Origin of the sequence: Citrobacter sp. RHB36-C18 (genome assembly GCF_013814485.1) — a bacterium.
Taxonomy (GTDB): Bacteria; Pseudomonadota; Gammaproteobacteria; order Enterobacterales; family Enterobacteriaceae; genus Citrobacter; species Citrobacter braakii.
Window position 1 is genome coordinate 1,056,786 of sequence record NZ_CP057125.1, and the last position, 25,686, is coordinate 1,082,471.

Sequence of the window (25,686 nt, forward strand, 5' to 3'; positions counted from 1 at the left end):
TTAGCATTCACAACGAAATTACCCATGTTTCAGTTTAAGCGCCAATGATAGTGCATTCTGCGCTAACGGATCATGGGGAAAGATCACATCAGGCTGTAAATCATCAAGATGTTTGCCCATTATCGTGGCAATTTTACCGGGCCTGGCAAATACAGTAAGACCTTTCATAAATAACGAATCGGTAACCCGCTGCTGCTCATCCAGCGCGATGGCGACCACCACGCGGGGTTTAAACCGTCCACCGGAACGACCTACGCCAACCCGACCCCGCTGGCAGAGTTGATCAAACGCCCGGTTAAAGCGGGATATTTGCCAGCCACCGAGCGCCAGTTGCAGGCACCAGGCGATAGCGGCGACGGTAATCAGTGCGGAAACCATAATGTGCTCCTTTGATTTTGCCGGATGGCGGCTGTGCCTTATCCGACCAGGTGTGTGTAGGCCCGGTAAGCGCAGCGCCACCGGGCAATCATGTTTCTTAGAACATCACCTGACCACCGGTCACGTTAATGGACTGACCGGTGCAGTAAGAGGCTTTCGGGCTGGCGTAAAACAGCAGCATGTTCAGCACGTCCTGATAATCGCAGCCGCGCTTAAGCGGAACCTTATCAATGTAGTACTGCTCGACTTCGTCTGGCTTAAGGCCAAGCTTGGTCGCATATTGCGGTAATAATGACTGAAACATCGGTGATTTCAGCAGATTGCCGAGCATCAGTGAATGCACGGTGATCCCGTACTCTGCCAGATCCAGCGCCAGCGACTGGGTTAAACCTACGCCGCCAAATTTTGCCGCGCTATAGCCTGAGTTGTGTTTACTGCCCACTTTCCCTGATTTGGAGTTGATCTGGATAATGCGTCCCTGGACGCCATCGCGGATCATCAGGCGTGAAAATTCACGTGCGCAGAGAAAGTAGCCGACCAGATTCACCTGCAACGAGCGGTCGAAATCCCCAAGCTGAAAGTCGCTGATAAACGCGGCTTTTGCGATACCCGCGCTGTAAACCAGCAGATCGACGCGGCCAAATATTTCATCCACTCCGCGCGACAGCGCCAGCACACTTTGTTCGCTGGTGGCATCAGCGCCAAAACCGTAGGCGGTGCCTTCGCCAAACTCGGCGTTAATTTCCTGCGCGACGTTGGCGGCTTTATCGCTTTGGATATCCACCACCGCGACGCGGTACCCTTCTGTCGCAAGCCCACGGCAAAGGAATGCCCCCAGGGTCTGGCCTCCACCAATGACAACGGCAACCTGATTCATCTTTATCTCCTTCAATCTTAAGCAATAAACTTCAAAATACAGCCCGGTGCGATACCGTCCGGTACGGGGCCCGCAACGTGTACGGTGCCGGGAAATTCCGCTTCACTCAGTCCGTCAAAACGCAGAGTGATATGCCCCAGTTCACGTAAGTTTTGTTCCGCCACGCTGCCAACGGCTGTGACCGGGTAGTGATGCTGGCCTAGCTCAAATTGGATCCCTGCCTGCAAAGAGCCGTTCAGCTCCCCATGGCAATGGATGAAGCAAAATTCTTCGATATCCGCAGGCGCGCCTTCACGAAAAGTAATTAGCATCTGGTCGCAGAGTGCATCCGGGGCGCTCTGGCCGATGCGGGTGATGGTGGTTTCATAAATCACGGTCATTTTTGAGAGCCTCTTATTGGTAAATAAAGCCGGAAACAAACCAGGCGATGAGAACGGTCGGTGCGCCGGTCAGAAAACGACTCACCAGTACGGATGGCACACCGACGCGGACCGTGTCCTGGCGCGCTTCGGCTAGCGACAATCCGACTGGAATAAAGTCGCATGCCGCTTGGGCGTTAATGGCGAACAGGGCAGGTAGCGCCAGATGCGGAGGAATGTTCCCCAAACCAATCTGTACGCCGATCAGGACGCCGATAACCTGGGCGATGACCGCACCAGGGCCGAGGAAAGGGGACAGCAGCGGGAAAGAGCAGATCAGCGCCAGGGTTACCAGCCCCAGCGGATGGCTGGCCAGCGGTGCGAGTCCATGGGCAATCCAGTCCCCCAGGCCAGACGCCATAATGATGCCGATCAGCGCCGAGACGAACGCCATAAACGGCAGAATGGTTTTCAGGACGGTATCGATAGTGTCTCGCCCGGCCTGAAACAGAACCGCAACGGCTGAACCCATTCCCATGCCGACTTTTGCCAACAGACCGTCGCTTTGTTCGGTAATTTTCTTGCTTGTGTCGTACTCGCGACCCATCGTGCTGTTTGCTGGCGTTGGCGCAGCGGATGCTTCACCGATAACGGTAATGTTTTCTTCTTTCACGCCAGAGACATAGATATCTTCGATAATATATTGGGCCAGCGGACCGGATTTACCCGTCGCGTGAATATTCACTGTTGGTATACGGCGTTTTGGATAGATCCCGCAGCGTAGCGTGCCGCCGCAGTCGATGATCGCCACGCCAATTTCGTTCTCTGGCGGCTCGCCTTCTTTGAAGCCATCAACGGCCTGCCAACCTGTCAGGCTGGCTATCCTGTCGACTATTGCGGGGCGAGTCCCGGCGGTGATATAGACAATTTTCTTGCCTGGCACGGCATCCAGTTCAAGCGGGCCGCCCCAGCCGCCGGTGCCTTTTTCAATACGAATACGCGTCATGATGCTGCTCCCGCCAGATGTACTTTCTGCTCAAGTTGAATGCCCATTTTTTTCTCAAAGATGGTGGTGGTGAAATCGGTCACCCAGCCGCGGAAGAAGTTGGTCACCAGGCCGACCAGCAAATAGCTCACCGCCAGCGGGCCGAGCGGAAGACCCAGCGTGGTCAGTCCGCTGGCGATCCCCAGATAGACGAACAGCTCACCGGGGTTGATGTGGGGAAATAAGCCGTTCATTGAATGGCAGCTGTAAGAGGCGGCTGCGTAGTAGCTGGGCTTGAACTTTTCCGGCATAAAGCGGCCCAGGCTCAGAGTCATAGGATTACAAAACACAAATGTGCCGATGCACGGCAGCAGTAGATAGCGGGACAGCGGGTTTCCGGCGCAGCGCTGGGCAAAACGTTCAATACGTTGCTGACCGATAAAGTTAATCAGCGCATTCATGATGACCAGCAGACTGATCAGCAGAGGCAGAATACCGGTCACCATGCCGGTAAACACCTCTCCGCCTTTCTGGAACAATCCGATAAACCACTCAGCACCGAGTGTGATGGTGTCGATCATTATTCTCTCCTGTAGGGGTTTTAGTTATCTTGCCAAACGGTAACTAATTTTAATCAGATCGAAAGATTTAAAAGTGTTATTTTGATCGCAAAATGAAAGATAAATATTTTAATTTGAAAGATTATGCGTGAGAACGCGCAAATGTGCCGGTCAGGAGTGCAAGAGGGGGGAAATTCTGTGAAGGAGAGCGACTACTGCTTCCTTGTGTGGCGGAGGATGCTTTACCATACTTCTCCCAGGCTGAATTTGTTTAATGGATGTCTCATGTTCAAGCGTCGTTATGTAGCGTTACTTCCCCTTTTCGTATTGCTTGCTGCTTGTAGCAGCAAACCTAAACCTTCAGAGACTCAAACGACTACGGGTACGCCATCCGGCGGCTTCCTGCTTGAGCCACAGCACAATGTCATGCAAACGGGCGGCGATTTTGCCAATAATCCGAACGCGCAGCAGTTCATCGAGAAAATGGTGAATAAGCACGGCTTTGACCGCCAGCAGTTGCAGGAGATCCTGTCGCAGGCCAAGCGTCTGGACTCGGTATTGCGTTTGATGGACCGCCAGGCGCCGACGACTCAACCGCCAGCCGGACCTAACGGTGCATGGCTGCGGTATCGTAAACAGTTCATCACTCCGGATAACGTACAAAACGGTGTGGCCTTCTGGAACCAATATGAAGATGCGCTGAACCGTGCATGGCAGGTCTACGGCGTACCGCCGGAAATTATCGTTGGCATTATTGGCGTAGAGACTCGCTGGGGCCGCGTGATGGGTAAAACGCGGATTCTGGATGCGTTAGCGACGTTGTCGTTTAACTATCCTCGTCGTGCGGAATATTTCTCTGGTGAACTGGAAACCTTCCTGCTGATGGCGCGAGATGAAAGCGACGATCCGCTCGATTTGAAAGGTTCTTTCGCAGGGGCGATGGGCTACGGCCAATTTATGCCATCTTCCTATAAACAATATGCCGTTGATTTCAATGGCGATGGTCACATTAACCTGTGGGATCCGGTTGATGCTATCGGTAGCGTGGCGAACTATTTCAAAGGCCACGGCTGGGTAAAAGGCGATACGGTCGCGGTTCCGGCGAATGGCCAGGCGCCTGGGCTGGCGAACGGCTTTAAAACCCAGTACAGCATTTCTCAACTTGCTGCCGCGGGCCTGACGCCGCAGCAGTCGTTGGGAAATCATCAGCAGGCCAGCCTGCTGCGACTGGATATCGGTACCGGTTATCAGTATTGGTATGGACTGCCGAACTTCTACACCATCACCCGCTACAACCACAGTACCCACTATGCAATGGCCGTGTGGCAATTGGGTCAGGCGGTCGCGCTGGCGCGCGTGCAGTAATCATTTGTTATCGGTCTACAGGGGCAATTCCTTGTAGACCGAATAGGCTATCCTGGTGCGTTATCCGGTACTCTTTTGAATGCGGTTTATCTATTTTCTGAATGCCCCTCGTAAAATTGTCTCCTCATCCCCATCTTGGTTATGAAAGTGCTATCTTGTCCGGCATATTTTTTTAACTGACAGAGGCTGAAATGACCGACAGTGAACTGATGCAGTTAAGCGAGCAGGTTGGCCTGGCGTTGAAAGCGCGCGGGGCAACCGTGACGACGGCGGAATCCTGCACCGGCGGCTGGGTAGCTAAAGCAATTACGGATATTGCCGGCAGCTCCGCCTGGTTTGAACGCGGGTTTGTGACCTACAGCAATGAAGCCAAAGCGCAGATGATTGGCGTGCGCGAAGAGACGCTGGTCCAGCATGGGGCGGTGAGCGAACCTGTGGTGGTGGAGATGGCGATTGGCGCGCTAAAAGCGGCCCGCGCGCATTTCGCTGTTTCGATTAGCGGTATTGCGGGGCCAGATGGCGGCAGTGAAGAAAAGCCCGTGGGGACGGTATGGTTCGCTTTTGCCAGCGCGAGCGGCGAGGGGATTACTCGCCGGGAATGCTTCAGCGGCGATCGCGATGCGGTACGTCGACAGGCGACCGCCTACGCGTTACAAACCCTGTGGCAACAATTTCTACAAAATACTTGATACTGTATGAGCATACAGTATAATTGCCCCAACAGAACATTATCTATCACGTTTCGCGGTTTAACCCGAAAGCGGCATGACAGGAGTAATTAATGGCTATCGACGAAAACAAACAGAAAGCGTTGGCGGCAGCGCTGGGTCAGATCGAAAAGCAATTCGGTAAAGGCTCCATCATGCGCCTGGGTGAAGACCGTTCCATGGATGTGGAAACCATCTCCACTGGTTCGCTTTCTCTGGATATCGCATTGGGCGCGGGCGGTTTGCCAATGGGCCGTATCGTTGAAATCTACGGGCCTGAATCTTCCGGTAAAACGACGCTGACCCTGCAGGTTATTGCTGCCGCACAGCGCGAAGGTAAAACCTGTGCGTTCATCGATGCTGAACACGCGCTGGATCCCGTCTATGCGCGCAAGCTTGGCGTTGATATCGACAACCTGCTGTGCTCTCAGCCTGATACCGGTGAACAAGCGCTGGAAATCTGTGATGCGCTGGCGCGCTCCGGTGCGGTTGACGTTATCGTTGTCGACTCCGTTGCCGCATTGACGCCGAAGGCAGAAATCGAAGGCGAGATTGGTGACTCTCACATGGGCCTTGCGGCACGTATGATGAGCCAGGCCATGCGTAAGCTGGCCGGTAACCTGAAGCAGTCCAACACGCTACTGATTTTCATCAACCAGATCCGTATGAAGATTGGCGTTATGTTCGGTAACCCGGAAACCACCACCGGTGGTAACGCCCTGAAATTCTATGCTTCTGTTCGCCTGGATATCCGTCGTATTGGCGCGGTGAAAGAAGGCGACAACGTGGTTGGTAGCGAAACCCGTGTTAAGGTCGTGAAAAACAAAATTGCAGCGCCGTTCAAACAGGCTGAATTCCAGATTCTTTACGGTGAAGGTATCAACTTCTACGGCGAACTGGTCGATTTGGGCGTGAAAGAGAAGCTGATTGAAAAAGCCGGTGCATGGTACAGCTACAACGGTGAGAAAATTGGTCAGGGTAAAGCGAATGCCACTAACTGGCTGAAGGAAAACCCGGCAACTGCGAAGGAAATTGAGAAGAAAGTACGCGAGTTACTGCTCAATAACCCGGATTCAAAACCAGACTTCTCTGTTGATGACAGCGGTGAAGATGTAAAAGAAACGAACGAAGATTTCTGATAATCTGACGTTATCGCACATAGAAGGGCTGCATACGATGCAGCCCTTTTCCATTTCTGAAGGCTCACTATGACAGAAGCAACTTCCCGCCGCTCCGCTTATTCCCGACTTCTTGACCGCGCTGTACGTATACTGGCGATGCGCGATCACAGCGAGCAGGAACTGCGGCGTAAGCTGGCCGCTCCGGTGATGGGAAAAAATGGACCGGAAGACATTGATGCAACGCCGGAGGATTACGACAAGGTTATCGCCTGGTGTATTGAAAGTCGTTATCTGGATGATGACCGCTTCGTTCAGCAGTTTATCTCCAGCCGTAGCCGTAAAGGTTATGGACCCGCGCGCGTGCGTCAGGAATTAAACCAAAAAGGGATTTCGCGTGAAGCCGTTGAACGAGCCATGCGCGAGTGCGAAATTGACTGGGCAGGGCTTGCGCGCGCGCAGGCCATTCGTAAATACGGAGAACCTTTACCTGTAGATTTTTCAGATAAGGTAAAGGTCCAGCGCTTTTTGCTCTACCGTGGCTATCTGATGGAAGATATTCAGGCAATATGGCGAAATTTTGACGATTGAGCGCATACGGGATTTTACTTCCCAGTAAAGAAAACTTATCTTATTCCCACTTTTCGATTGCCAGAGGCGCAGTTTACGTGCCGATGCTGGTAATGACATTTCGTTAGCTTGATTTCTTCAGGATAATTATGAGCAAGAGCACCGCTGAGATCCGTCAGGCGTTTCTCGATTTTTTCCATAGTAAAGGACATCAGGTAGTTGCCAGCAGCTCCCTGGTACCGAACAATGACCCTACTTTGTTGTTTACCAACGCCGGGATGAACCAGTTCAAGGATGTGTTCCTTGGCCTCGACAAGCGTAATTATTCCCGCGCAACCACCTCGCAGCGTTGCGTACGTGCGGGCGGTAAGCACAACGACCTGGAAAACGTCGGTTACACTGCACGTCACCATACTTTCTTCGAAATGCTGGGCAACTTCAGCTTCGGCGATTATTTCAAACATGATGCTATTCAATACGCATGGGAACTGCTGACCGGTGAAAACTGGTTTGCCCTGCCAAAAGAGCGTCTGTGGGTCACCGTCTATGAAACTGACGATGAAGCCTATGAAATCTGGGAAAAAGAAGTCGGCATTCCGCGCGAACGTATCATCCGTATCGGTGATAACAAAGGCGCGGCTTATGCTTCCGACAACTTCTGGCAGATGGGTGATACCGGCCCTTGCGGTCCGTGCACCGAAATTTTCTACGACCATGGCGACCACATTTGGGGTGGCCCTCCGGGAAGCGCAGAAGAAGATGGCGATCGCTACATTGAGATCTGGAACATCGTCTTCATGCAGTTCAACCGTCAGGCTGACGGCACCATGGAACCGCTGCCGAAGCCGTCCGTGGATACCGGTATGGGCCTTGAGCGTATTGCGGCCGTGCTGCAACACGTTAACTCCAACTATGAAATCGACCTGTTCCGTTCACTGATTGAGTCCGTGGCGAAAGTCACCGGCGCGACCGATCTGAGCAACAAGTCGCTGCGCGTTATCGCTGACCATATCCGCTCCTGTGCATTCCTGATTGCCGATGGCGTTGTCCCGTCGAATGAAAACCGTGGTTATGTGCTGCGTCGTATCATTCGTCGCGCGGTACGTCATGGCAACATGCTGGGCGCGAAGGATACCTTCTTCTACAAGCTGGTTGGTCCGCTGGTGGACGTCATGGGCTCCGCAGGTGAAGAACTGAAGCGTCAGCAGGCTATGGTTGAGCAGGTTCTGAAAACCGAAGAAGAGCAGTTTGCGCGTACACTGGAGCGTGGTCTGGCGCTGCTGGATGAAGAACTGGCAAAACTGTCCGGCGATACACTGGATGGTGAAACCGCATTCCGTCTGTATGATACCTACGGTTTCCCGGTTGACCTGACGGCGGACGTTTGCCGCGAGCGCAACATTAAGGTTGACGAAGCGGGCTTTGAAGCTGCAATGGAAGAACAGCGCCGTCGCGCGCGTGAAGCCAGCGGCTTTGGCGCAGACTACAATGCGATGATTCGTGTTGATGGCGCCTCTGAATTTAAAGGCTACGAACACCTGGAACTGAATGGCAAAGTGACCGCGCTGTTTGTTGATGGTAAAGCGGTAGACGCAATTAACGCAGGTCAGGACGCAGTTGTCGTACTGGATCAGACTCCGTTCTATGCGGAATCTGGTGGTCAGGTTGGCGACAAGGGTGAACTGAAAGGCGCAGGCTTCGCGTTTGCCGTGAGCGACACGCAGAAATATGGCCAGGCCATTGGTCACATCGGTAAGCTGTCTGCGGGTTCTCTGAAAATTGGCGATGCAGTACAGGCTGATGTTGATGACACTCGTCGTGCGCGCATTCGCTTGAACCACTCCGCAACGCACCTGATGCACGCGGCGCTGCGCCAGGTACTGGGCACGCATGTGGCACAGAAAGGCTCGTTGGTTAACGATAAAGTGCTGCGCTTCGACTTCTCTCATACTGAAGCTATGAAGCCTGCTGAAATCCGTGCCGTTGAAGATCTGGTGAATGCGCAAATTCGTCGCAATCTGCCGATTGAAACGAACATCATGGATCTCGAAGCGGCGAAAGCCAAAGGCGCAATGGCGCTGTTTGGCGAGAAATATGACGACCACGTGCGTGTTCTGAGCATGGGTGATTTCTCTACCGAACTGTGTGGTGGTACTCATGCCAGCCGTACGGGTGATATCGGTCTGTTCCGTATTGTGTCTGAGTCAGGCACTGCGGCGGGCGTTCGTCGTATCGAAGCTGTGACCGGTGAAGGCGCTATCCAAACCGTGCATGCTGAGAGCGATCGCTTAAGCGATATTGCGCAACTGCTGAAAGGCGATAGCCAGAATATTGGTGACAAAGTTCGTTCCGTGCTGGAGCGTACGCGTCAACTCGAAAAAGAATTGCAGCAATTGAAGGAACAGGCTGCGGCGCAGGAGAGTGCAAATCTCTCCAGCAAAGCGGTTGATATCAATGGCGTGAAGCTGCTGGTCAGCGAACTCGCGGACGTTGAGCCGAAAATGTTGCGTACCATGGTTGATGATCTGAAAAATCAACTGGGGTCTACCGTTATCGTTCTGGCAACGGTAGTGGAAGGTAAGGTTTCTCTGATTGCGGGTGTGTCTAAGGACGTGACAGATCGCGTGAAAGCAGGGGAGCTGGTTGGAATGGTCGCTCAGCAGGTAGGCGGTAAGGGTGGTGGTCGTCCGGACATGGCGCAAGCCGGTGGTACGGATGCTGCGGCTCTGCCAGCAGCGTTAGCCAGTGTGAAAGGCTGGGTCAGCGCAAAACTGTAATAATTATAAGCGTAAGTCGACGCTGCGGACTTCAATCCGCAGCGTTTGTATCAACGCTATCGACAACGATAAAGTCAGGTTGAAGTTGTGTATATCGGCTAAACTTAGGTTTAACAGAATGTGATGCCGTGACTGCTTACACTTAGGTGTTTGTCATCGCTTACTTTTTGGCGTTATATGATGGATAATGCCGGGATACAGAGAGACCCGACTCTTTTAATCTTTCAAGGAGCAAAGAATGCTGATTCTGACTCGTCGAGTTGGTGAGACCCTCATGATAGGCGATGAGGTCACCGTGACAGTTTTAGGGGTGAAGGGCAACCAGGTGCGCATTGGCGTAAACGCCCCGAAAGAAGTTTCTGTCCATCGTGAAGAGATCTACCAGCGTATCCAGGCTGAAAAATCCCAGCAGTCCAGTTACTAAGGTTTTCGCGTCTCACCTTTCTGGTGAGGCGCAACCTGATTGAATTATCCCTTTTCTTCTCTTTTCTTCTTCGTCTTCCTCATTTTTTCGATTCTCATCCGCGTATTGCCTTTCCCTGCGATTTTTCCGTTTGTTCATTGCCTCAGGAAATTGCCAATTTATCTGTTGATAAAACACTCTTTTTGCCGTTTTTGCAGACTAATTGCGCGTGAAATGTGCAAACGATAAAAGCGCTGGAAAAATTGTTTGACTTATAAGTCCCAGAAAGTAATATGTGCGCCACGCAGCGACGATGAGCAGAAACAAGTTCTTCGAAGCACTCGCAAGAGGCGTGTTGGTGAGGTGGCCGAGAGGCTGAAGGCGCTCCCCTGCTAAGGGAGTATGCGGTCAAAAGCTGCATCCGGGGTTCGAATCCCCGCCTCACCGCCATTTGCATCCGTAGCTCAGCTGGATAGAGTACTCGGCTACGAACCGAGCGGTCGGAGGTTCGAATCCTCCCGGATGCACCATCTTCTCTGCAATAGCGCATTAGCGTTGTTACAGAAAATCGATATCACTTTAGCAGTGATATCAAATCTGCAGTAAGTAAGTTCCCTGATGCATCCGTAGCTCAGCTGGATAGAGTACTCGGCTACGAACCGAGCGGTCGGAGGTTCGAATCCTCCCGGATGCACCATCTTCTCCGAGATAACAGCAAAACTGTTGTTTCATGGTCTGCGAGATAATCGCGAGCACTAGGGAGGATAACGTTGCTTCAGCAACGGCCCACAGGGCGAGGCGCAGCCGAGTAATCCTCCCGGATGCACCATCTCTTACTTGATATCGCTCATTACGATATCAATATCGGCAGTAAAGCAAGTTTCCCGATGCATCCGTAGCTCAGCTGGATAGAGTACTCGGCTACGAACCGAGCGGTCGGAGGTTCGAATCCTCCCGGATGCACCATCTTCTCCGAGATAACAGCAAAACTGTTGTTTCATGGTCTGCGAGATAATCGCGAGCACCAGGGAGGATAACGTTACTTCAGCAACGGCCCGCAGGGCGAGGCGCAGCCGAGTAATCCTCCCGGATGCACCATCTTACTTGATAGCGCTTTAGCAGCGACATCAAGTCTGCAGTAAAGCAAGTTTCCCTGATGCATCCGTAGCTCAGCTGGATAGAGTACTCGGCTACGAACCGAGCGGTCGGAGGTTCGAATCCTCCCGGATGCACCATCTTCTCCGAGATAACAGCAACACTGTTGTTTCATGGTCTGCGAGATAATCGTGAGCACCAGGGAGGATAACGTTGCTTCAGCAACGGCCCCAGGGCGAGGCGCAGCCGAGTAATCCTCCCGGATGCACCATCTTCTCTCCTTTGAATCATTTCCACATACTCCCGGAACACCCCTTAATTCGCTGTCAGCGACAAAATCAATCAATTACGATAAAATAACGTCTGGTCATTCGGCTTGTGAGAAGACGATGTACGAACGTTATGCGGGTTTGATTTTTGATATGGATGGCACCATCCTGGATACCGAGCCAACGCACCGTAAGGCGTGGCATGAGGTATTGGGGCATTATGGATTACGTTTTGATGAACAAGCCATGGTCGCTCTCAATGGCTCCCCAACGTGGCGTATTGCCCAGTCGGTAATTGAATTGAATCATGCCGATCTTGACCCTCATGCATTGGCGCGTGAAAAAACCGACAAGGTGAGAAGCATGCTGCTGGATAGCGTCCAGCCTTTGCCATTGGTTGACGTCGTGAAAGCCTGGCATGGTCGTCGTCCTATGTCGGTAGGTACGGGGAGTGAAAGCGCGATTGCGGAAGCTCTGCTCGCACACCTTGGGCTGCGTCGCTATTTTGATGCTGTAGTCGCAGCCGATCACGTACAACACCATAAACCTGCTCCTGATACGTTTTTGCTCTGTGCCGAACGTATGGGTGTTGCTCCGGCGCGCTGTGTCGTATTTGAAGATGCCGATTTTGGACTGCAGGCGGCGCATGCCGCAGGAATGGACGCGGTGGATGTCCGGTTATTGTGAGTGATGGACTATCGCTCCTGTCACTGTTTGCCAGCAGTTTTCTCAGCGCTACGCTATTACCCGGCAATTCTGAAGTTGTTTTAGTTGCTTTGCTGGTCTCTGGGGTAAGTCATCCCTGGGTCTTAGTCTTAACAGCAACAATGGGTAATAGCCTTGGAGGGTTAACTAACGTTATCCTTGGGCGTTTCTTTCCATTGCGTAAAACATCGCGCTGGCAAGAAAAAGCCACTGGCTGGCTGCGGCGCTATGGCGCTGTCACACTATTATTAAGCTGGATGCCGGTTGTGGGTGATTTACTGTGCCTGTTAGCTGGATGGATGCGCATCTCGTGGGGTCCAGTACTTTTTTTCTTATGCCTTGGCAAGGCGCTGCGCTATGTAGTTGTCGCAGCGGTAACGACGCAAGGCATTATGTGGTGGCACTAATTGTGTTGTGAGATAGCCTTCAGGGTAACCAATACCATTATGCTAATTAAAACGATTTTGACAGGCGGGAGGTCAATTTGATCCCGGACGTATCACAGGCGCTGGCCTGGCTGGAAAACCATCCTCAGGCGTTAAAGGGGATTCAACGTGGGCTGGAGCGCGAAACGCTGCGCGTTAATGCAGATGGGTCATTAGCAACGACAGGCCATCCTGAGGTGTTAGGCTCAGCGCTAACGCATAAATGGATAACCACTGACTTTGCCGAAGCACTGCTGGAGTTTATTACGCCTCCAGGCGACGACATTGAGAAAATGCTCACATTTATGCGCGACCTGCATCGGTATACCGCCAGGAATCTGGGCGACGAGCGTATGTGGCCGTTGAGCATGCCTTGCTATATTGCCGAAGGTCAGGATATCGAACTGGCGCAGTACGGTACGTCGAATACTGGTCGTCTGAAAACGCTGTACCGTGAAGGCCTCAAAAACCGTTACGGCGCGTTGATGCAGACTATCTCCGGCGTACACTACAATTTCTCATTGCCGATGGCTTTCTGGCAGGCGAAATGTGGCGTAACGGACGGCGAAGATGCTAAAGAGAAGATCTCCGCGGGTTACTTCCGTCTGATCCGCAACTACTACCGTTTTGGTTGGGTGATCCCGTATCTGTTTGGCGCCTCTCCGGCCATTTGTTCCTCTTTCCTGCAAGGAAAACCGACAACCCTGCCGTTTGAAAAAACCGACTGTGGGATGTATTACCTGCCGTATGCGACGTCGCTGCGCCTGAGTGATTTGGGCTATACCAATAAGTCGCAAAGCAATCTCGGAATTACGTTTAACGATTTGCATGAGTATGTGGCAGGATTAAAGCGCGCGATTAAAACCCCTTCCGAGGAGTACGCGGCGATCGGTCTGGAGAAGGACGGTAAGCGTCTGCAAATCAACAGCAACGTTCTGCAGATTGAAAATGAGCTGTATGCGCCTATTCGCCCGAAACGCGTCACTCGTCGTGGCGAAACGCCTTCTGACGCGCTTCTGCGTGGCGGTATTGAGTACATCGAAGTTCGTTCACTGGATATCAACCCGTTCTCACCGATCGGCGTGGACGAGCAGCAGGTGCGTTTCCTCGATCTGTTTATGGTCTGGTGTGCTCTGGCCGATGCCCCGGAAATGAGCAGCGATGAATTGCTGTGTACGCGTAAAAACTGGAATCGGGTGATTCTTGAAGGTCGTAAGCCTGGGCTGACGTTAGGTATTGGCTGTGAAACAGCCCAGTTCCCGCTGCCTAAGGTAGGGAAAGATCTGTTCCGTGATCTGAAACGCGTGGCACAAACGCTGGACAGCATCGATGGGGGAGAGGAGTATCAAAAGGTCTGTGATGAACTGGTTGCCTGTTTTGACAACCCAGAACTGACTTTCTCTGCCCGCATCCTACGGTCTATGATTGATGAAGGCATTGGCGGCACGGGTAAAGCGCTGGGTGAGGCTTACCGAAATCTGCTGCGTGAAGAGCCGTTAGAAATATTGCAGGAAGCGGAATTTATTGCTGAAACCGAGGCTTCAAAGCGTCGTCAGCAGGAGATCGAAGCGGCTGATACTGAGCCGTTTAGCGTGTGGCTGGAAAAGCACGCTTGATACAAAAGAAAAAGGCCACTCGGGAGTGGCCAAAATTTCATCTCTGAAAACAGGGATGATGATAACAAATGCGCGTCTTTCATATACTCAGACTCGCCCCGGAACAAAGAGTTCAGATTATTTTCAAAAAATTTATCGGAGGTGGCTAAATGCCGTTGTTAGATAGTTTTACTGTCGATCACACCCGGATGGAAGCTCCCGCGGTCCGGGTTGCAAAAACGATGAACACCCCGCATGGCGACGCAATCACCGTGTTTGATCTGCGTTTCTGCATTCCGAACAAAGAAGTGATGCCTGAGAAAGGTATCCACACGCTGGAACATCTGTTTGCAGGTTTTATGCGTAACCATCTCAACGGCAACGGCGTGGAGATTATCGATATCTCTCCGATGGGATGCCGCACTGGCTTTTACATGAGCCTGATTGGTACGCCAGACGAGCAGCGTGTTGCCGACGCGTGGAAAGCGGCGATGGCGGACGTGCTGAAAGTGCAGGATCAAAACCAGATCCCGGAGCTGAACGTTTACCAGTGTGGCACGTATCAGATGCACTCTCTTAGCGAAGCACAGGATATCGCACGTCATATTCTGGAGCATGATGTACGCGTTAACAGCAATGAAGAGCTGGCGCTGCCGAAAGAGAAACTGCAGGAACTGCATATTTAGTCATACTGATTAGTTGTTCCAGTATTTAAATTAACCTCGGCTTATAACCGGGGTTTTTTATTGCCTCCCGTAAACCATCTCCCTGGGAGGTGGTTTACGGGGCAATAAAAAAGGGATCCGCAGATCCCTTTTATCAGATATTTAGTGCGCGCCACCGCCGCCGCCGCCCGCACCGAAGGGTGGCTTGGCAAACCACACCAGGCCAAGCAAGACCAGGAAGATCCCCGCCGACATCCAGAAGATTTCGTTGGCGGAAATAATCAGCCCCTGATTGGTGATCTGCTGGGCTATCCAGCCTGACGCCTGCTGGTGCGTCATCCCTAAATCCTGCAGCTTATCGTACATTGCCTGCGCATTTGGATTGTAAGGATTAACGGATTCCGTTAACTGCGCATGGTGAAGTGACTCGCGGTTAGTCCACATCGTCGTCGTAATTGATGTACCAATAGAGCCGGCCAGCGTTCGCGTAAAGTTCGACAAACTTGATGCCGCGGCCAGACGCTCAGGCGGTAAGCCGGACAGCGTGATAGTCGTCAGCGGCATAAAGAAGCAGGCTACCGCGAAACCCTGAATAAACTGTGGCCAGGCCGATGCGCCAAAGTCCATACCCGGTTCGAACGTCCACGCACGCCAGTAGAAACAGACGGCGTACATAATAAAACTGAACGTGACTAACCGACGCATATCAAGCTTGTGCGCGAAGCGGCCGATAATCGGCGATAAGATCACCGGAATCACCCCAACCGGCGCTGACGCCAGACCGGCCCAGGTTGCCGTATAGCCGTATACCTCCTGCAACAGCTGCGGCAGCAGGACGATTGCGCCGAAGTAGAGCATATAGGCCAGACTGATACACAGACAGCCGATGGTAAAGTTGCGCGACTTAAACAGTGAGAGGTCGACAATGGGGTGCTCGTCGGTAAGCTCCCAGACGATCAGGAAGCTGATGGCGACAACGGCGACCACCGTCAGGATGATAATCTCCTGAGAGGCGAACCAGTCCAGCTCTTTGCCGCGGTCGAGCATAATCTGCAAACTGCCGATACCAATGACCAGCAGTGCCAGACCAATGGCATCGATGCGCCGCTGCTCGGTTTTGGTTTCCCGACCGCGCAGGGTTTGCAGAGTCATCAATACCACCGCAGCACCGATTGGCACGTTGATGAAAAATATCCAGCCCCAGTGATAGTTGTCGCTGATATAGCCCCCAAGAATAGGGCCGCATATCGGGGCAACAATCACCGTCATCGACCATAGTGCCAGGGCGATGGAACGCTTGGCGGGAGGATAGTTATTCAGCAACAAGCTTTGTGACAGCGGAATTAATGGACCGGCGACAATCCCCTGGATTACGCGGAAGAAAATCAGCATGTTCAGGCTGGTGGACATCCCGCATGCCCATGACGCAATGACGAAGGCGATAGTTGACCACATGAATAGCCTTACTTCGCCAAAGCGCTTTGCCAGCCAGCCGGTGATCGGAATCGAGATAGCGTTCGCCACCCCGAATGAGGTGATCACCCAGGTTCCCTGGCTCAGTGAAGAGCCGAGGTTCCCGGCGATAGTGGGGATCGCCACGTTAGCAATGGTGGAGTCCAGCACCTGCATGAATGTCGCCAGGGACAGCGCGATCGTCATAATGACGAGCTGCGCGCCTTCCAGCGGTTTTTGCTGTTGCATCACACGCACCTTTGAATTAGCCCGCGTTGGCCTGCACGATCTCTTCGATCATCTTATTGACCGGAGCAAGGTTGATTTCCCGTGCATTACTTTCTGATACCGGCGTGGTGCGAACCTGGCTTGCCAGAATTTGTCCGTCACGATTTGAGGTATCTACCGTAACCAGCGTAGATAAACCGATACGCAGCGGATGCTGCGCCAGCTGCTGTGCATCTAGTTCAATACGCACCGGCAGACGCTGGACGACTTTGATCCAGTTACCCGTTGCGTTTTGTGCTGGCAGCAGGGAAAAGGCGCTGCCCGTACCCATATCCAGCCCGACAACCTTACCGGTATATTTCACGTCATCGCCGTAAATATCGCTGATAACGGTCGCAGGTTGACCGATACGCATGTGCGCGAGCTGTGTTTCTTTGAAGTTGGCATCCACCCACAGGTTAGTGGCTGGAACGACCGCCATCAGCGGCGTGGTCGGGCTAATTTGCGCTCCCGGCTGCACGGAACGACGGGAAACATAGCCAGTCATTGGGCTGACGATTCTGGTTCGTTCCAGCGCCAGCCAGGCATTGCGCACTTCAGTGGCAGCCTGTTGCACGGCGGGCTGGTCTTCCAGCTTACTGCCGAGAATCATCGCCTGGTTGGCATTATATTGTTGGATAGCCACATCAAGCTGAGCCTGAGCGCTGGCGACGGCATCACGCGCATGTTGCAGCTCTTCGCGGCCAATCAGGTTGGCGTTGCCCAGCGGGACACGGCGATTAAAGTCGCTTTGTGCCTGCGCCAGCGCGGTTCTCTGCACTTCAATGCTTGCCTGTAACTGCTTGCTATTGATCATCAACTGGTGCGTCTGACGCACGCTGGAAGCCAGCGCAGTTTTGGCTTTTTCAAATGCCTGCTTTGCGTCTGTCTGGTCGAGGGTGACCAGCACATCGCCTTGTTTTACAAAGTCAGTGTTATCAGCCCAGACTTTCGTCACGCTGCCTGATACCTGCGCCATGATTTGAACTTGGTTCCCTGCCACGTACGCATCGTCTGTCTCTTCGACATGACGCAGTACTAAAAACCAATAAATCCCATATGCCACGGCAATAATAATAAAGAGCAAGGTCAGAAGGAGCAGCATACTTTTACGTTTGCCATTCTTCTTGACCGGTTGCTGCGGGGTTTGAGTCTCCGCATTTACGCTCATGTTGTTCTCCACGATCTTCTTTTTTTTCACATCGGCTGAGCCGACCTGTTTATCAGACAGGCCAGCAGTATGCGTGCTGGCCTGTCGGTTTTTTCATTTATAAATCTGGATTTCTGAGCGAGTCGGCGCGTTAGCGCAACGCTTCTAATACCGCGCCATCCTGTTCCATCTGGTCAAGACGGGTCAGAAGTTTACGGGTAATTTGCTCAAGCTGATCTTTTTCGGTGGTGCTGAGAGATGACCAAAGCTGATGCAGGCAGTTATGCTGAGGCGGTAACACCTCTTGCAAAAATGCGTGGCCTTTCTCGGTCAATTGCAGATGCAGACAGCGGCGATCGTTATCGCTTTCGCGACGTTCGATCCAGCCACGTTTTTCTAACTCATCCGCAATGCGGGTTGCGTTAGTGCGTGACGAGCCAAGCGCGCAACTCAGTTCAGAAGGCTGAATACTGTGGTTTTCCTGAGACTCCAGCGTAATCAACGCCATAAACAATGTCTCGTTAATCCCTTGAGCTTTCAGCATCTTATTGCGGTTTTCCAGCAGCTTGCCCTGCATGTGCATGCATAGACGAGTCAGAAGCACTTCCTGATAAGGGAACTCTTCGTAGCGGCTGGCGCGAAATTTTAGCATTTGTTCAATGGGCGTAAACGAACTATCCATTTGGGTATAACCTCATTAATTTCAGCCGATATAGTAACGACAGTGACAAATAAAGTAAATGTATTATTTATTTAAAATGATTGTTTTTATCTATAAGACAATCAGCATTTTCCAGGCTAATCCATAGCCCAGAGCACTCAGTAAGGTTGGAATGATGATGCTGCGGGTCTTATAGAAGCTTGCGCCCAGTATGACAAACCCCACCAGCGTAGGCACGAACCGACGAGAATCGTGCATCACTTCTGGCGCGGTAGACACCACCAACAGGGCGCAAATTGATGCAATGCCAATGGTGTCGAGTAATATGCCCGTCGCGCCGCGCTTCGTCGGGCGAACATTGCCCACTCCAAGACGGAGCGGCAAATAACGAAAACAGTAGTTAACGCAGCCGACCAGCAGGCCAAGCAGCAAGACCTCATAGCTCATCGGGACCTCCCTGCCAAAATGACTGGATAAGAGCCGTCAGGCATCCGCAGACAATGCCTGCAAGGATGGCGGCAGGAATGGAAAACAGCATGACGCCAGCCAGCGCGCCGGCCAGTGCTGCAGTCACACAAAGTGCTTGTTGACGCTGGAAAGAGGCGAGCAGGAAGCTCATGAACAGCGCCGGGAGCATGAAGCCCAACGCCGCTTCAACTGCCGGGTAATCCTTGAGTAAACCACTGCCGGAAAACGCGCCGATCACCGTGCCAAACACCCAGGAGGCCCAGGAGCATAGCGCAATGCCGATCATCCAGTTTTCACTCCAGCGCCGGTTATCCCGTACCAGCTTCGCCGTGGCGGCGGCAAAGACTTCATCGGTGAGGCCAAAGGCCCACAGCGCGCTTTTGGGTTTGCTCAGTCGCTGGGCGATTCGGCTGCGCAGGGAAGGTCCGTACAAAACATGGCGTACATCCATGGCCATGACGGTCAGTGCGGCGACCCACAAAGAACTGCCTGCGGCGAGCATTGTGGTGATGACAAACTGGCTGGCTCCCGCATAGATAATGCAGGAGAAAAACACGCTTTCAACCGGAGTAAAGCCAAGGCGAGTGGCATTGAGACCAAATGCAAAAGCGACCGGAATATAGCTGATGACTATTGGCAGGCTGTCTTTGAATCCTTCAGTTAGCGTCGCAGAACTGGGTTCAGACTGGGATATCGGGCTTTCCATAGGGTTATAGGTTTCATTACCGAAATTAATATAACTTGGTTCAATGAGTTATAACCTTAGCAGACTGATGGGCTCCTTAACACCCTGCGGAGCCCAATCAGCGGTAAACATACGCTATATGCTTAATTTACGGCTTCCTGACGGTGATATCCTCGCCACCAGACCAACAGGTTGAGTAGGGCAACGGTCGTACCGGCCAGACAAACGCCAGCCCAACCGGCATGCTGCCAGGCGGAGGCCGAAATCAGCGAACCTGCCGCCCCGCCAATAAAATAGCTGGTCATGTATCCGGCGGTCAGGCGATTACGCGCGTCCGGATGAATGCGATAGATAACCGTTTGGTTGGTGATATGCACACCCTGAACGGTGAGGTCCAGGACCAGGATACCGATAATCAGCATTGGTACGGAACTATGCCCTAACCAGATAGCCCACCAGGAGAGCAGCAGTAATAACAGACCTGTGGTCGTGGTGAGATGTGATTTTCCCTTATCGGCAAAACCACCTGCCGGACGCGCGCCTAACGCCCCTGCGGCCCCTGCCAGGCCAAACAGCCCGATCGTTCCTTCGGAGTAGTTAAACGGCGGCGCGGCGAGCAAAAACGCCATAGAGGTCCAGAGAATACTGAAATTGGCAAAGGTCAGGCAGCCCAACATCGCGCGGGTACGCAGCAATTTATCATGGATAAACAGGCTGAATACGGAGCCTAACAGTTGCGGATAGTTGAGATGAGTATCTGATTTCATCTTCGGCAGGCCGCGCCACAGCGCAATCGCCATCAGCGCCATTAATATCGATGCGACCCAAAATACGGTGCGCCAGCCGCCAAGATTGGCCAGTAATCCCGCCACGGTGCGCGCCAGCAGGATACCCAGCAGCAGGCCGCTCATAATGGTGCCGACAACTTTACCGCGCTTATCCGGCGTGGCAAGCGTCGCCGCCAGTGGAACCAGAATCTGTGCCACTACCGAGAACAACCCGGTCAGGGCGGTGCCGAGGATCAGCATGCCCAGCGACTGGCTACTGGCGGTAATAAGCATGCCGCCTGCCGCTAACAGCGTCATGGAGACGATCAGCATCCGACGTTCAAACATATCGCCAAGCGGTACTAAAAACAGCAGGCCGGCGGCATAGCCGAGCTGGGCCGCGGTGACGATAAAGCCAGCGGTGCTGGCCGATAGCGAAAAGTTACGTGCGATGGTGTCGAGCAGCGGCTGCGCGTAATAGTTACTGGCGACGGCGAGGCCGGTGGCGATAGACATTAACAGGATCAGCGAAGGGCTAAGTCCCTGAGTGGTTTTCGTCATGGTTTTCAACTGAAAAATGGGTTGCAGAAAACAATCATAACGTAAGTGATTAAATGTTGCTGATTTGTTGGGTGATGGATTGTGCGGTTGGGAGGAGGGCGTGTAGGCCGGATAAGGCGCATCGCGCCACCATCCGGCATTGGTGTGATGGCGCTACGCTTATCAGACCTACGAGGGGGTTATTTCTGCGCAGCCAGCGCTTCTTTCACCCAGCCATCAAACTGTTGCTGGTGGGCTTTGATCCAGCCGTCAACGTGACCCTGCACGTCGGCTTCAGATGCCTTCCCGTCGTGCATCATCGCGTTCTGCGCGTTGATATCCGCCAGCGGCAGCTTCATGACGGCAAACAGTTTCGCCGCAGCCGGGTTTTTCTCCGCCCAGGCTTTGTTGGCGACGATATGCATAGTGTTCACCGGGAAGCCGTAGTTGGCGCCGTTTGGCAGCTTGGTATCAATGTCTTTCTGCTCGCCTGGCAGGGAAGAGAACGGCACCTGCAGCCAGACCACATCTTTACCCGGTTTCATAACGTCGCTCACCCAGTACGGTGTCCAGGTGTAGTAAAGAATGGGTTTGCCTTCTTTAAAGCGGGTAATGGTGTCAGCCATCATCGCCGCATAGTTACCGTGGCTGACCTCGACGGTTTTTTCCAGATCGAAGGCTTTGTTCTGGTGGTTGATCACCGCTTCGCAGCCCCAGCCCGGCGAGCAGCCCATCATGTCTGCTTTTCCGTCGCCGTTGGTGTCAAAGATTTTGGCGATCTTCGGATCTTTTAACTGGGCAATGTTGGTGATTTTATACTGCTCAGCGGTTTTTTTATCGATCAGATAACCTTGCGCGGCACCCGTAACGAATACCCCCTCGCGATAGAACTTTTTGTCTCCGCCCGCTGCGGCATACATATCATCATGCAGCGGCTGCCAGTTCACAGCGGTAAAAGTTGCATCGCCAGAGGCAATGGAGGTATAGCCGACGTTGTAGTCAACTTCGCTTGTTTTGTTAACGGTATAACCCAGTTTCTCCAGCGCACGGGCGACCAGTTGCGTCTGGAAGGATTCTTCAGAGATAGTGCTCTGGATTGGCTGTACAGTGATGCCTTTGCCTGGCAGATCGGCAGCGAAAGTGCTGGTGGAGACAAGGGTGGCAAACGCTGTGGCAATAATGACGTTCTGTCGCATCGTTGTTCCTTAATTATTGGAGGGACGTATAGGCCCGGTAAGCAATACGCCACCGGGCAACGGGTGAATTACTTCGTGAATGGGCGAGTGATAAGCCCAACGGGACCGGTGGTGTACCAGCGACGGTTGCCACGGCTACGGGCGTCGCGACCGACAGCCTGCGTCAGGCGGTCGAGAATGATGGCGAGGATCACGATCCCAACCCCGCCGACGGTGGCAAGCCCCATATCCAGACGACCGATTCCGCGCAGAACCATCTGACCCAGTCCGCCGACGGCGATCATCGACGCGATGACGACCATTGAGAGCGCCAGCATCAGCGTCTGGTTGACCCCGGCCATAATGGTAGGCATCGCCAGCGGGAGCTGCACTTTAAACAGCATCTGACGCGGGCTGGCGCCAAATGAGCGCGAGGCTTCAATCAAGTCGGCTGGCACCTGGTTAATACCCAGAATGGTCAGACGTACGATTGGCGGCAGGGCGAAGATAATCGTCACCACCACGCCCGGGACGTTACCAATACCAAACAGCATGACGATCGGCACCAGATAGACGAACGCCGGTGTGGTTTGCATGGCGTCCAGCAGCGGACGAACAATTTTTGCCGCCCGTGGACTGCGCGCCAACCAGATCCCCATCGGTAGACCGATCACCACGCAGAACAGCAGCGCGGTTAGTACCAGCGCCAGGGTGATCATGGCCTGCGACCACGCGCCGATGGCCCCGATTGCAATCAATGAAATCAGCGTAGCAACGCCCATTCCAACGCCGGAAATCTGCCAGGCAATCAGAGCGAACAGGATAATCGCCACCGGGGCTGGCATACCCAACAGAAGCTGCTGGAAGCCGTTGAGAATATAATCCACCGGGACTCGAATGCCCTGGAAAACTGGACGGAAATGGGTAACGACCCAGTCGATCCCTTCTGTGACCCAGCTATCCAGCGGGATTAGCGTTTTATGGAACGGATCCATAATATTGAAATGCTCTGGCGCCGGCGCGGGTGCGCTGGTCAGCCAGTCTGCGCCACCGCCGTCAGCTGGCGCGCCTGATGGCGTACTCCAGGCATCGGCGGTTTGTGCGGCACTGTCGGCCGCTGGTGTGGTATCCCACGGATTGGTTTGATCAGCCATTGTTTGCCCCCTCACGATCTAAAGCCTGTAACAGCATGCGTTTTGAAATGATGCCCACATACTGTTGTTCCTCATCAACAACCGGCACCGCGCACGGGGCCTGGCCGACATGAGAAAGCAACTCGCTGAGAGGAGTTTGTGCATCCACGGCTAACGGCTCATCGATCAATGCCGCTTCAATACCTTGCGCCTGACTTAATGCTGTTTTTAAAGAGTCGATAGAGACAACGCCGACGAATTTATTGCCGCGCTCGATCACGTAACCATATTCGCGATCTTTGTCCTGCAATAATTGCAGCGCTGAACGTGGACCGACCCCGGGCGTTTTACGAATTAAACCTTCAGGGCTACGACGTGAAATATCCTTGGCACTAAAGACCTGGCTAATATCAACGCCGCGGAAGAAGGTGCGTACATAATCATTGGCCGGATTATTCAGGATTTCATCTGGCGTGCCGACCTGGACCACTTCACCGTTTTGCATAATGGCAATTCTGTCGCCAATACGCATAGCTTCGTCGAGATCGTGGGAAATAAAGACCACGGTACGTTGATGTTTCGCCTGTAGTTTTACCAGTTCATCCTGCATCTCGGTACGAATTAACGGATCGAGGGCAGAAAAGGCCTCATCCATTAATAAGATGTCAGGGTTAATGGCTAATGCACGGGCGAGGCCCACACGCTGGCGCATCCCTCCGGAAAGTTCATCCGGGTATCCGTGAGCATAATTCTCCAGACCAACCTGACGCAGCGCATCTAACGCTTTTTCACGACGTTCATCCGCGCCAACACCGGCTAATTCCATGCCGAATGCCGTATTGTCCAGGACCGTCATGTGCGGCATCAGGGCAAAGGACTGGAAAACCATCGCAATCTTTTTTCTGCGCACCTCGCGAAGCTCAGCATCGGATATCCGGGCGATGTCTACGCCGTCAATCAATACTTGCCCGCGGGTGGGTTCAATCAGGCGATTGAGAAGGCGTACCATTGTGGATTTACCCGAACCGGATAATCCCATGATGACAAATATCTCGCCTTCTTCAATGGCCAGACTGGCGTTCTTAACGCCAAGCGATAGCCCTGTTTTATCCAGAATCTGCTCTTTTGAAAGTCCTTTTTCAATATATTTGAAAGCTCTCTGCGGATGCTCTCCAAATATTTTATAGAGATTTTTAACTTCTAATTTAATTGCCATGCAATAGAATGATTCCTGTTATTTGTTTATATCGATATATTACCTGATGGAAATAGTGACCTTTTTCTACCCTAACATACTGAGAATCTGAGACAACCCTGAATTTGTTTGTGGCACGAATATTGCCGAAGGCCATGTGGCGGGACTTCCCGTGATATAAGGGCTGAGCGCGAATGTGAATGGGGTAATATTTTTTGTAAATGGCAATGAAAAGTCGCCTGAATTGCTGAAATGCAGGCGAATAATGCGACTGATATTGAGTGTAGATCACACAATTATATTTGCACGACAAAAGTGTGATCCTGTTAGAATATTTCCGCGAAAAATGTACGGTATTTTCCGCGGAAATGAGCGCTAGAAATTCCAGTCGTCGTCTTCGGTTTCGACAGCTTTTCCCATCACGTATGATGAGCCGGAACCCGAGAAGAAATCGTGGTTTTCGTCAGCGTTGGGCGACAGCGCGGCAAGGATTGCCGGGTTAACCTCCGCCATTTCTGGCGGGAATAATGCCTCATATCCCAAATTCATTAATGCCTTATTGGCGTTGTAGCAAAGGAAGGCTTTGACGTCATCCACCCAGCCGGTTTCTGCATACAATTCTTCCGTATAACGCGCTTCGTTATCATACAATTCCATCAGCAGGTCGAGGGCAAAATTCTTTAACTCCTCGCGTGCGGATTCAGAAATGTGCTCCAGACCTTTTTGATATTTATAACCAATGTAATACCCGTGAACTGCTTCATCACGAATGATCAGACGAATGAGATCGGCGGTATTGGTCAGTTTTCCGCGGCTGGAGAAATACATTGGCAACCAGAAGCCGGAATAGAACAGGAAGGATTCCAGAAACACGCTGGCAATTTTTTTCTTCAACGGTTCGTCGCTTGCGTAATGTGTCAAAATGATCTGCGCCTTGCGCTGGAGTGGGGTATTTTCTTCACTCCACGCGTAAGCCGCATCCACGTCTTTGGTCTGGCAAAGAGTGGAGAAAATTGAGCTGTACGAACGGGCGTGCACCGCTTCCATAAAGCTGATATTCGATAGCACCGCCTCTTCATGCGGCGTTAACGAATCGGCCATCAATGCTGGCGCACCGGCTATGTTCTGAATGGTGTCGAGCAGCGTCAGCCCGGTAAAAACGCGGATAGTCAGCTGCTGTTCGGCGGCGTTCAACGTTTGCCAGGCCGGGATATCGTTGGAGAGCGGGACCTTTTCCGGTAACCAGAAGTTACTGGTCAGGCGATTCCAAACCTCGAGATCTTTATCATCCTCAATCTTGTTCCAGTTGATGGCACTCACGCGGGATAATGTCATGTTGT

25 protein-coding genes and 5 tRNA genes are annotated in these 25,686 nt (G+C 52.7%); 15 read left to right on the forward strand and 15 right to left on the reverse strand.

All coding sequences use genetic code 11. The features are described 5' to 3' along the window. Window positions 1-18 precede the first annotated feature (18 nt). The 5 genes from gutM to srlA all read right to left on the reverse strand — a co-directional run bounded on the left by gutM (window position 19) and on the right by srlA (window position 3,180). Window positions 19-378 (reverse strand): transcriptional regulator GutM, encoded by a 360-nt coding sequence (gene gutM / locus HVZ52_RS05040; protein ID WP_016154172.1) that lies wholly within the window; start codon window positions 376-378, stop codon window positions 19-21. Between the two features lie 97 nt (window positions 379-475). Beyond that, window positions 476-1,255 carry a sorbitol-6-phosphate dehydrogenase gene (gene srlD / locus HVZ52_RS05045; RefSeq protein ID WP_003037345.1) on the reverse strand — a complete coding sequence of 260 codons (780 nt, stop codon included), beginning with the start codon at window positions 1,253-1,255 and terminating at the stop codon, window positions 476-478. Window positions 1,256-1,272: 17 nt separating this feature from the next. Beyond that, window positions 1,273-1,635 carry a PTS glucitol/sorbitol transporter subunit IIA gene (gene srlB / locus HVZ52_RS05050; RefSeq protein WP_016157310.1) on the reverse strand — a complete coding sequence of 121 codons (363 nt, stop codon included), beginning with the start codon at window positions 1,633-1,635 and terminating at the stop codon, window positions 1,273-1,275. Between the two features lie 13 nt (window positions 1,636-1,648). Next, entirely contained in the window at window positions 1,649-2,620 is a 972-nt protein-coding gene (locus HVZ52_RS05055; RefSeq protein ID WP_016154170.1) for a PTS glucitol/sorbitol transporter subunit IIB, read from the reverse strand. Beyond that, window positions 2,617-3,180, reverse strand: a complete 564-nt coding sequence (gene srlA / locus HVZ52_RS05060) for a PTS glucitol/sorbitol transporter subunit IIC (RefSeq protein ID WP_016154169.1) — start codon at window positions 3,178-3,180, stop codon at window positions 2,617-2,619. Before srlA ends, HVZ52_RS05055 begins: the two co-directional genes overlap by 4 nt. Before the next feature lie 264 nt (window positions 3,181-3,444). On the opposite strand from srlA, the gene mltB reads away from it, so the two are divergent. From mltB to luxS, 15 genes are all read left to right on the forward strand, one after another. Beyond that, complete coding sequence (gene mltB, locus HVZ52_RS05065) at window positions 3,445-4,524, forward strand: lytic murein transglycosylase B (protein ID WP_032947148.1); 1,080 nt, start codon at window positions 3,445-3,447, stop codon at window positions 4,522-4,524. A gap of 191 nt (window positions 4,525-4,715) precedes the next feature. Beyond that, window positions 4,716-5,213, forward strand: a complete 498-nt coding sequence (gene pncC / locus HVZ52_RS05070; RefSeq protein ID WP_016154167.1) for a nicotinamide-nucleotide amidase — start codon at window positions 4,716-4,718, stop codon at window positions 5,211-5,213. A 92-nt stretch (window positions 5,214-5,305) separates the two neighbouring features. Next, window positions 5,306-6,370 (forward strand): recombinase RecA, encoded by a 1,065-nt coding sequence (gene recA, locus HVZ52_RS05075; protein WP_016154166.1) that lies wholly within the window; start codon window positions 5,306-5,308, stop codon window positions 6,368-6,370. Between the two features lie 69 nt (window positions 6,371-6,439). Further along, the gene (gene recX / locus HVZ52_RS05080; RefSeq protein WP_016157307.1) at window positions 6,440-6,940 is read left to right on the forward strand and encodes a recombination regulator RecX; all 501 of its coding nucleotides are present in this window, start codon (window positions 6,440-6,442) and stop codon (window positions 6,938-6,940) included. 128 nt (window positions 6,941-7,068) lie between these two features. Then, window positions 7,069-9,696: an alanine--tRNA ligase gene (gene alaS, locus HVZ52_RS05085; RefSeq protein WP_047357857.1), complete on the forward strand. Its 2,628-nt coding sequence runs from the start codon at window positions 7,069-7,071 to the stop codon at window positions 9,694-9,696. 238 nt (window positions 9,697-9,934) lie between these two features. After that, window positions 9,935-10,120 carry a carbon storage regulator CsrA gene (csrA, locus tag HVZ52_RS05090; protein ID WP_000906486.1) on the forward strand — a complete coding sequence of 62 codons (186 nt, stop codon included), beginning with the start codon at window positions 9,935-9,937 and terminating at the stop codon, window positions 10,118-10,120. 336 nt (window positions 10,121-10,456) lie between these two features. Further along, a tRNA-Ser gene (locus HVZ52_RS05095) sits at window positions 10,457-10,549 on the forward strand. Window positions 10,550-10,552: 3 nt separating this feature from the next. Beyond that, window positions 10,553-10,629, forward strand: a tRNA-Arg gene (locus tag HVZ52_RS05100). 90 nt (window positions 10,630-10,719) lie between these two features. After that, window positions 10,720-10,796 (forward strand) — tRNA-Arg (locus HVZ52_RS05105). Between the two features lie 192 nt (window positions 10,797-10,988). Beyond that, window positions 10,989-11,065: transfer RNA gene (locus HVZ52_RS05110), tRNA-Arg, on the forward strand. Window positions 11,066-11,257: 192 nt separating this feature from the next. After that, a tRNA-Arg gene (locus HVZ52_RS05115) sits at window positions 11,258-11,334 on the forward strand. Between the two features lie 249 nt (window positions 11,335-11,583). Further along, complete coding sequence (gene yqaB / locus HVZ52_RS05120) at window positions 11,584-12,150, forward strand: fructose-1-phosphate/6-phosphogluconate phosphatase (RefSeq protein WP_016157305.1); 567 nt, start codon at window positions 11,584-11,586, stop codon at window positions 12,148-12,150. Continuing rightward, entirely contained in the window at window positions 12,147-12,575 is a 429-nt protein-coding gene (locus tag HVZ52_RS05125; protein WP_003825961.1) for a YqaA family protein, read from the forward strand. Before yqaB ends, HVZ52_RS05125 begins: the two co-directional genes overlap by 4 nt. 77 nt (window positions 12,576-12,652) lie before the next feature. Next, a complete protein-coding gene (gene gshA / locus HVZ52_RS05130) occupies window positions 12,653-14,209 on the forward strand; it encodes a glutamate--cysteine ligase (RefSeq protein ID WP_016154161.1) in 1,557 nt (518 codons plus the stop codon). Window positions 14,210-14,358: 149 nt separating this feature from the next. Continuing rightward, window positions 14,359-14,874 (forward strand): S-ribosylhomocysteine lyase, encoded by a 516-nt coding sequence (gene luxS, locus HVZ52_RS05135; RefSeq protein ID WP_016154160.1) that lies wholly within the window; start codon window positions 14,359-14,361, stop codon window positions 14,872-14,874. Between the two features lie 141 nt (window positions 14,875-15,015). Here the strand turns inward: luxS and emrB are convergent, their stop codons facing one another. The 10 genes from emrB to nrdF all read right to left on the reverse strand — a co-directional run bounded on the left by emrB (window position 15,016) and on the right by nrdF (window position 25,681). Then, on the reverse strand, window positions 15,016-16,554 hold the full coding sequence (gene emrB / locus HVZ52_RS05140) for a multidrug efflux MFS transporter permease subunit EmrB (RefSeq protein WP_016154159.1): 1,539 nt from the start codon (window positions 16,552-16,554) through the stop codon (window positions 15,016-15,018). Window positions 16,555-16,570: 16 nt separating this feature from the next. Beyond that, the gene (gene emrA, locus HVZ52_RS05145) at window positions 16,571-17,743 is read right to left on the reverse strand and encodes a multidrug efflux MFS transporter periplasmic adaptor subunit EmrA (RefSeq protein WP_016154158.1); all 1,173 of its coding nucleotides are present in this window, start codon (window positions 17,741-17,743) and stop codon (window positions 16,571-16,573) included. Between the two features lie 130 nt (window positions 17,744-17,873). After that, window positions 17,874-18,404, reverse strand: a complete 531-nt coding sequence (emrR, locus tag HVZ52_RS05150; protein WP_003037300.1) for a multidrug efflux transporter EmrAB transcriptional repressor EmrR — start codon at window positions 18,402-18,404, stop codon at window positions 17,874-17,876. A gap of 90 nt (window positions 18,405-18,494) precedes the next feature. Next, entirely contained in the window at window positions 18,495-18,830 is a 336-nt protein-coding gene (gene ygaH / locus HVZ52_RS05155) for an L-valine transporter subunit YgaH (RefSeq protein WP_016154157.1), read from the reverse strand. Further along, entirely contained in the window at window positions 18,820-19,557 is a 738-nt protein-coding gene (locus HVZ52_RS05160; protein ID WP_019077531.1) for an AzlC family ABC transporter permease, read from the reverse strand. Before HVZ52_RS05160 ends, ygaH begins: the two co-directional genes overlap by 11 nt. Window positions 19,558-19,679: 122 nt before the next feature. Further along, a complete protein-coding gene (locus HVZ52_RS05165; RefSeq protein ID WP_047358817.1) occupies window positions 19,680-20,864 on the reverse strand; it encodes an MFS transporter in 1,185 nt (394 codons plus the stop codon). Between the two features lie 179 nt (window positions 20,865-21,043). Then, entirely contained in the window at window positions 21,044-22,039 is a 996-nt protein-coding gene (gene proX / locus HVZ52_RS05170; protein WP_016154154.1) for a glycine betaine/L-proline ABC transporter substrate-binding protein ProX, read from the reverse strand. 68 nt (window positions 22,040-22,107) lie between these two features. Then, window positions 22,108-23,172, reverse strand: coding sequence for a glycine betaine/L-proline ABC transporter permease ProW (gene proW / locus HVZ52_RS05175; RefSeq protein WP_016157302.1), 1,065 nt, complete (start codon window positions 23,170-23,172; stop codon window positions 22,108-22,110). Beyond that, window positions 23,165-24,367, reverse strand: coding sequence for a glycine betaine/L-proline ABC transporter ATP-binding protein ProV (gene proV, locus HVZ52_RS05180; protein WP_016157301.1), 1,203 nt, complete (start codon window positions 24,365-24,367; stop codon window positions 23,165-23,167). Before proV ends, proW begins: the two co-directional genes overlap by 8 nt. A gap of 354 nt (window positions 24,368-24,721) precedes the next feature. Continuing rightward, the gene (gene nrdF, locus HVZ52_RS05185; RefSeq protein WP_016157300.1) at window positions 24,722-25,681 is read right to left on the reverse strand and encodes a class 1b ribonucleoside-diphosphate reductase subunit beta; all 960 of its coding nucleotides are present in this window, start codon (window positions 25,679-25,681) and stop codon (window positions 24,722-24,724) included. Window positions 25,682-25,686: the final 5 nt, after the last annotated feature.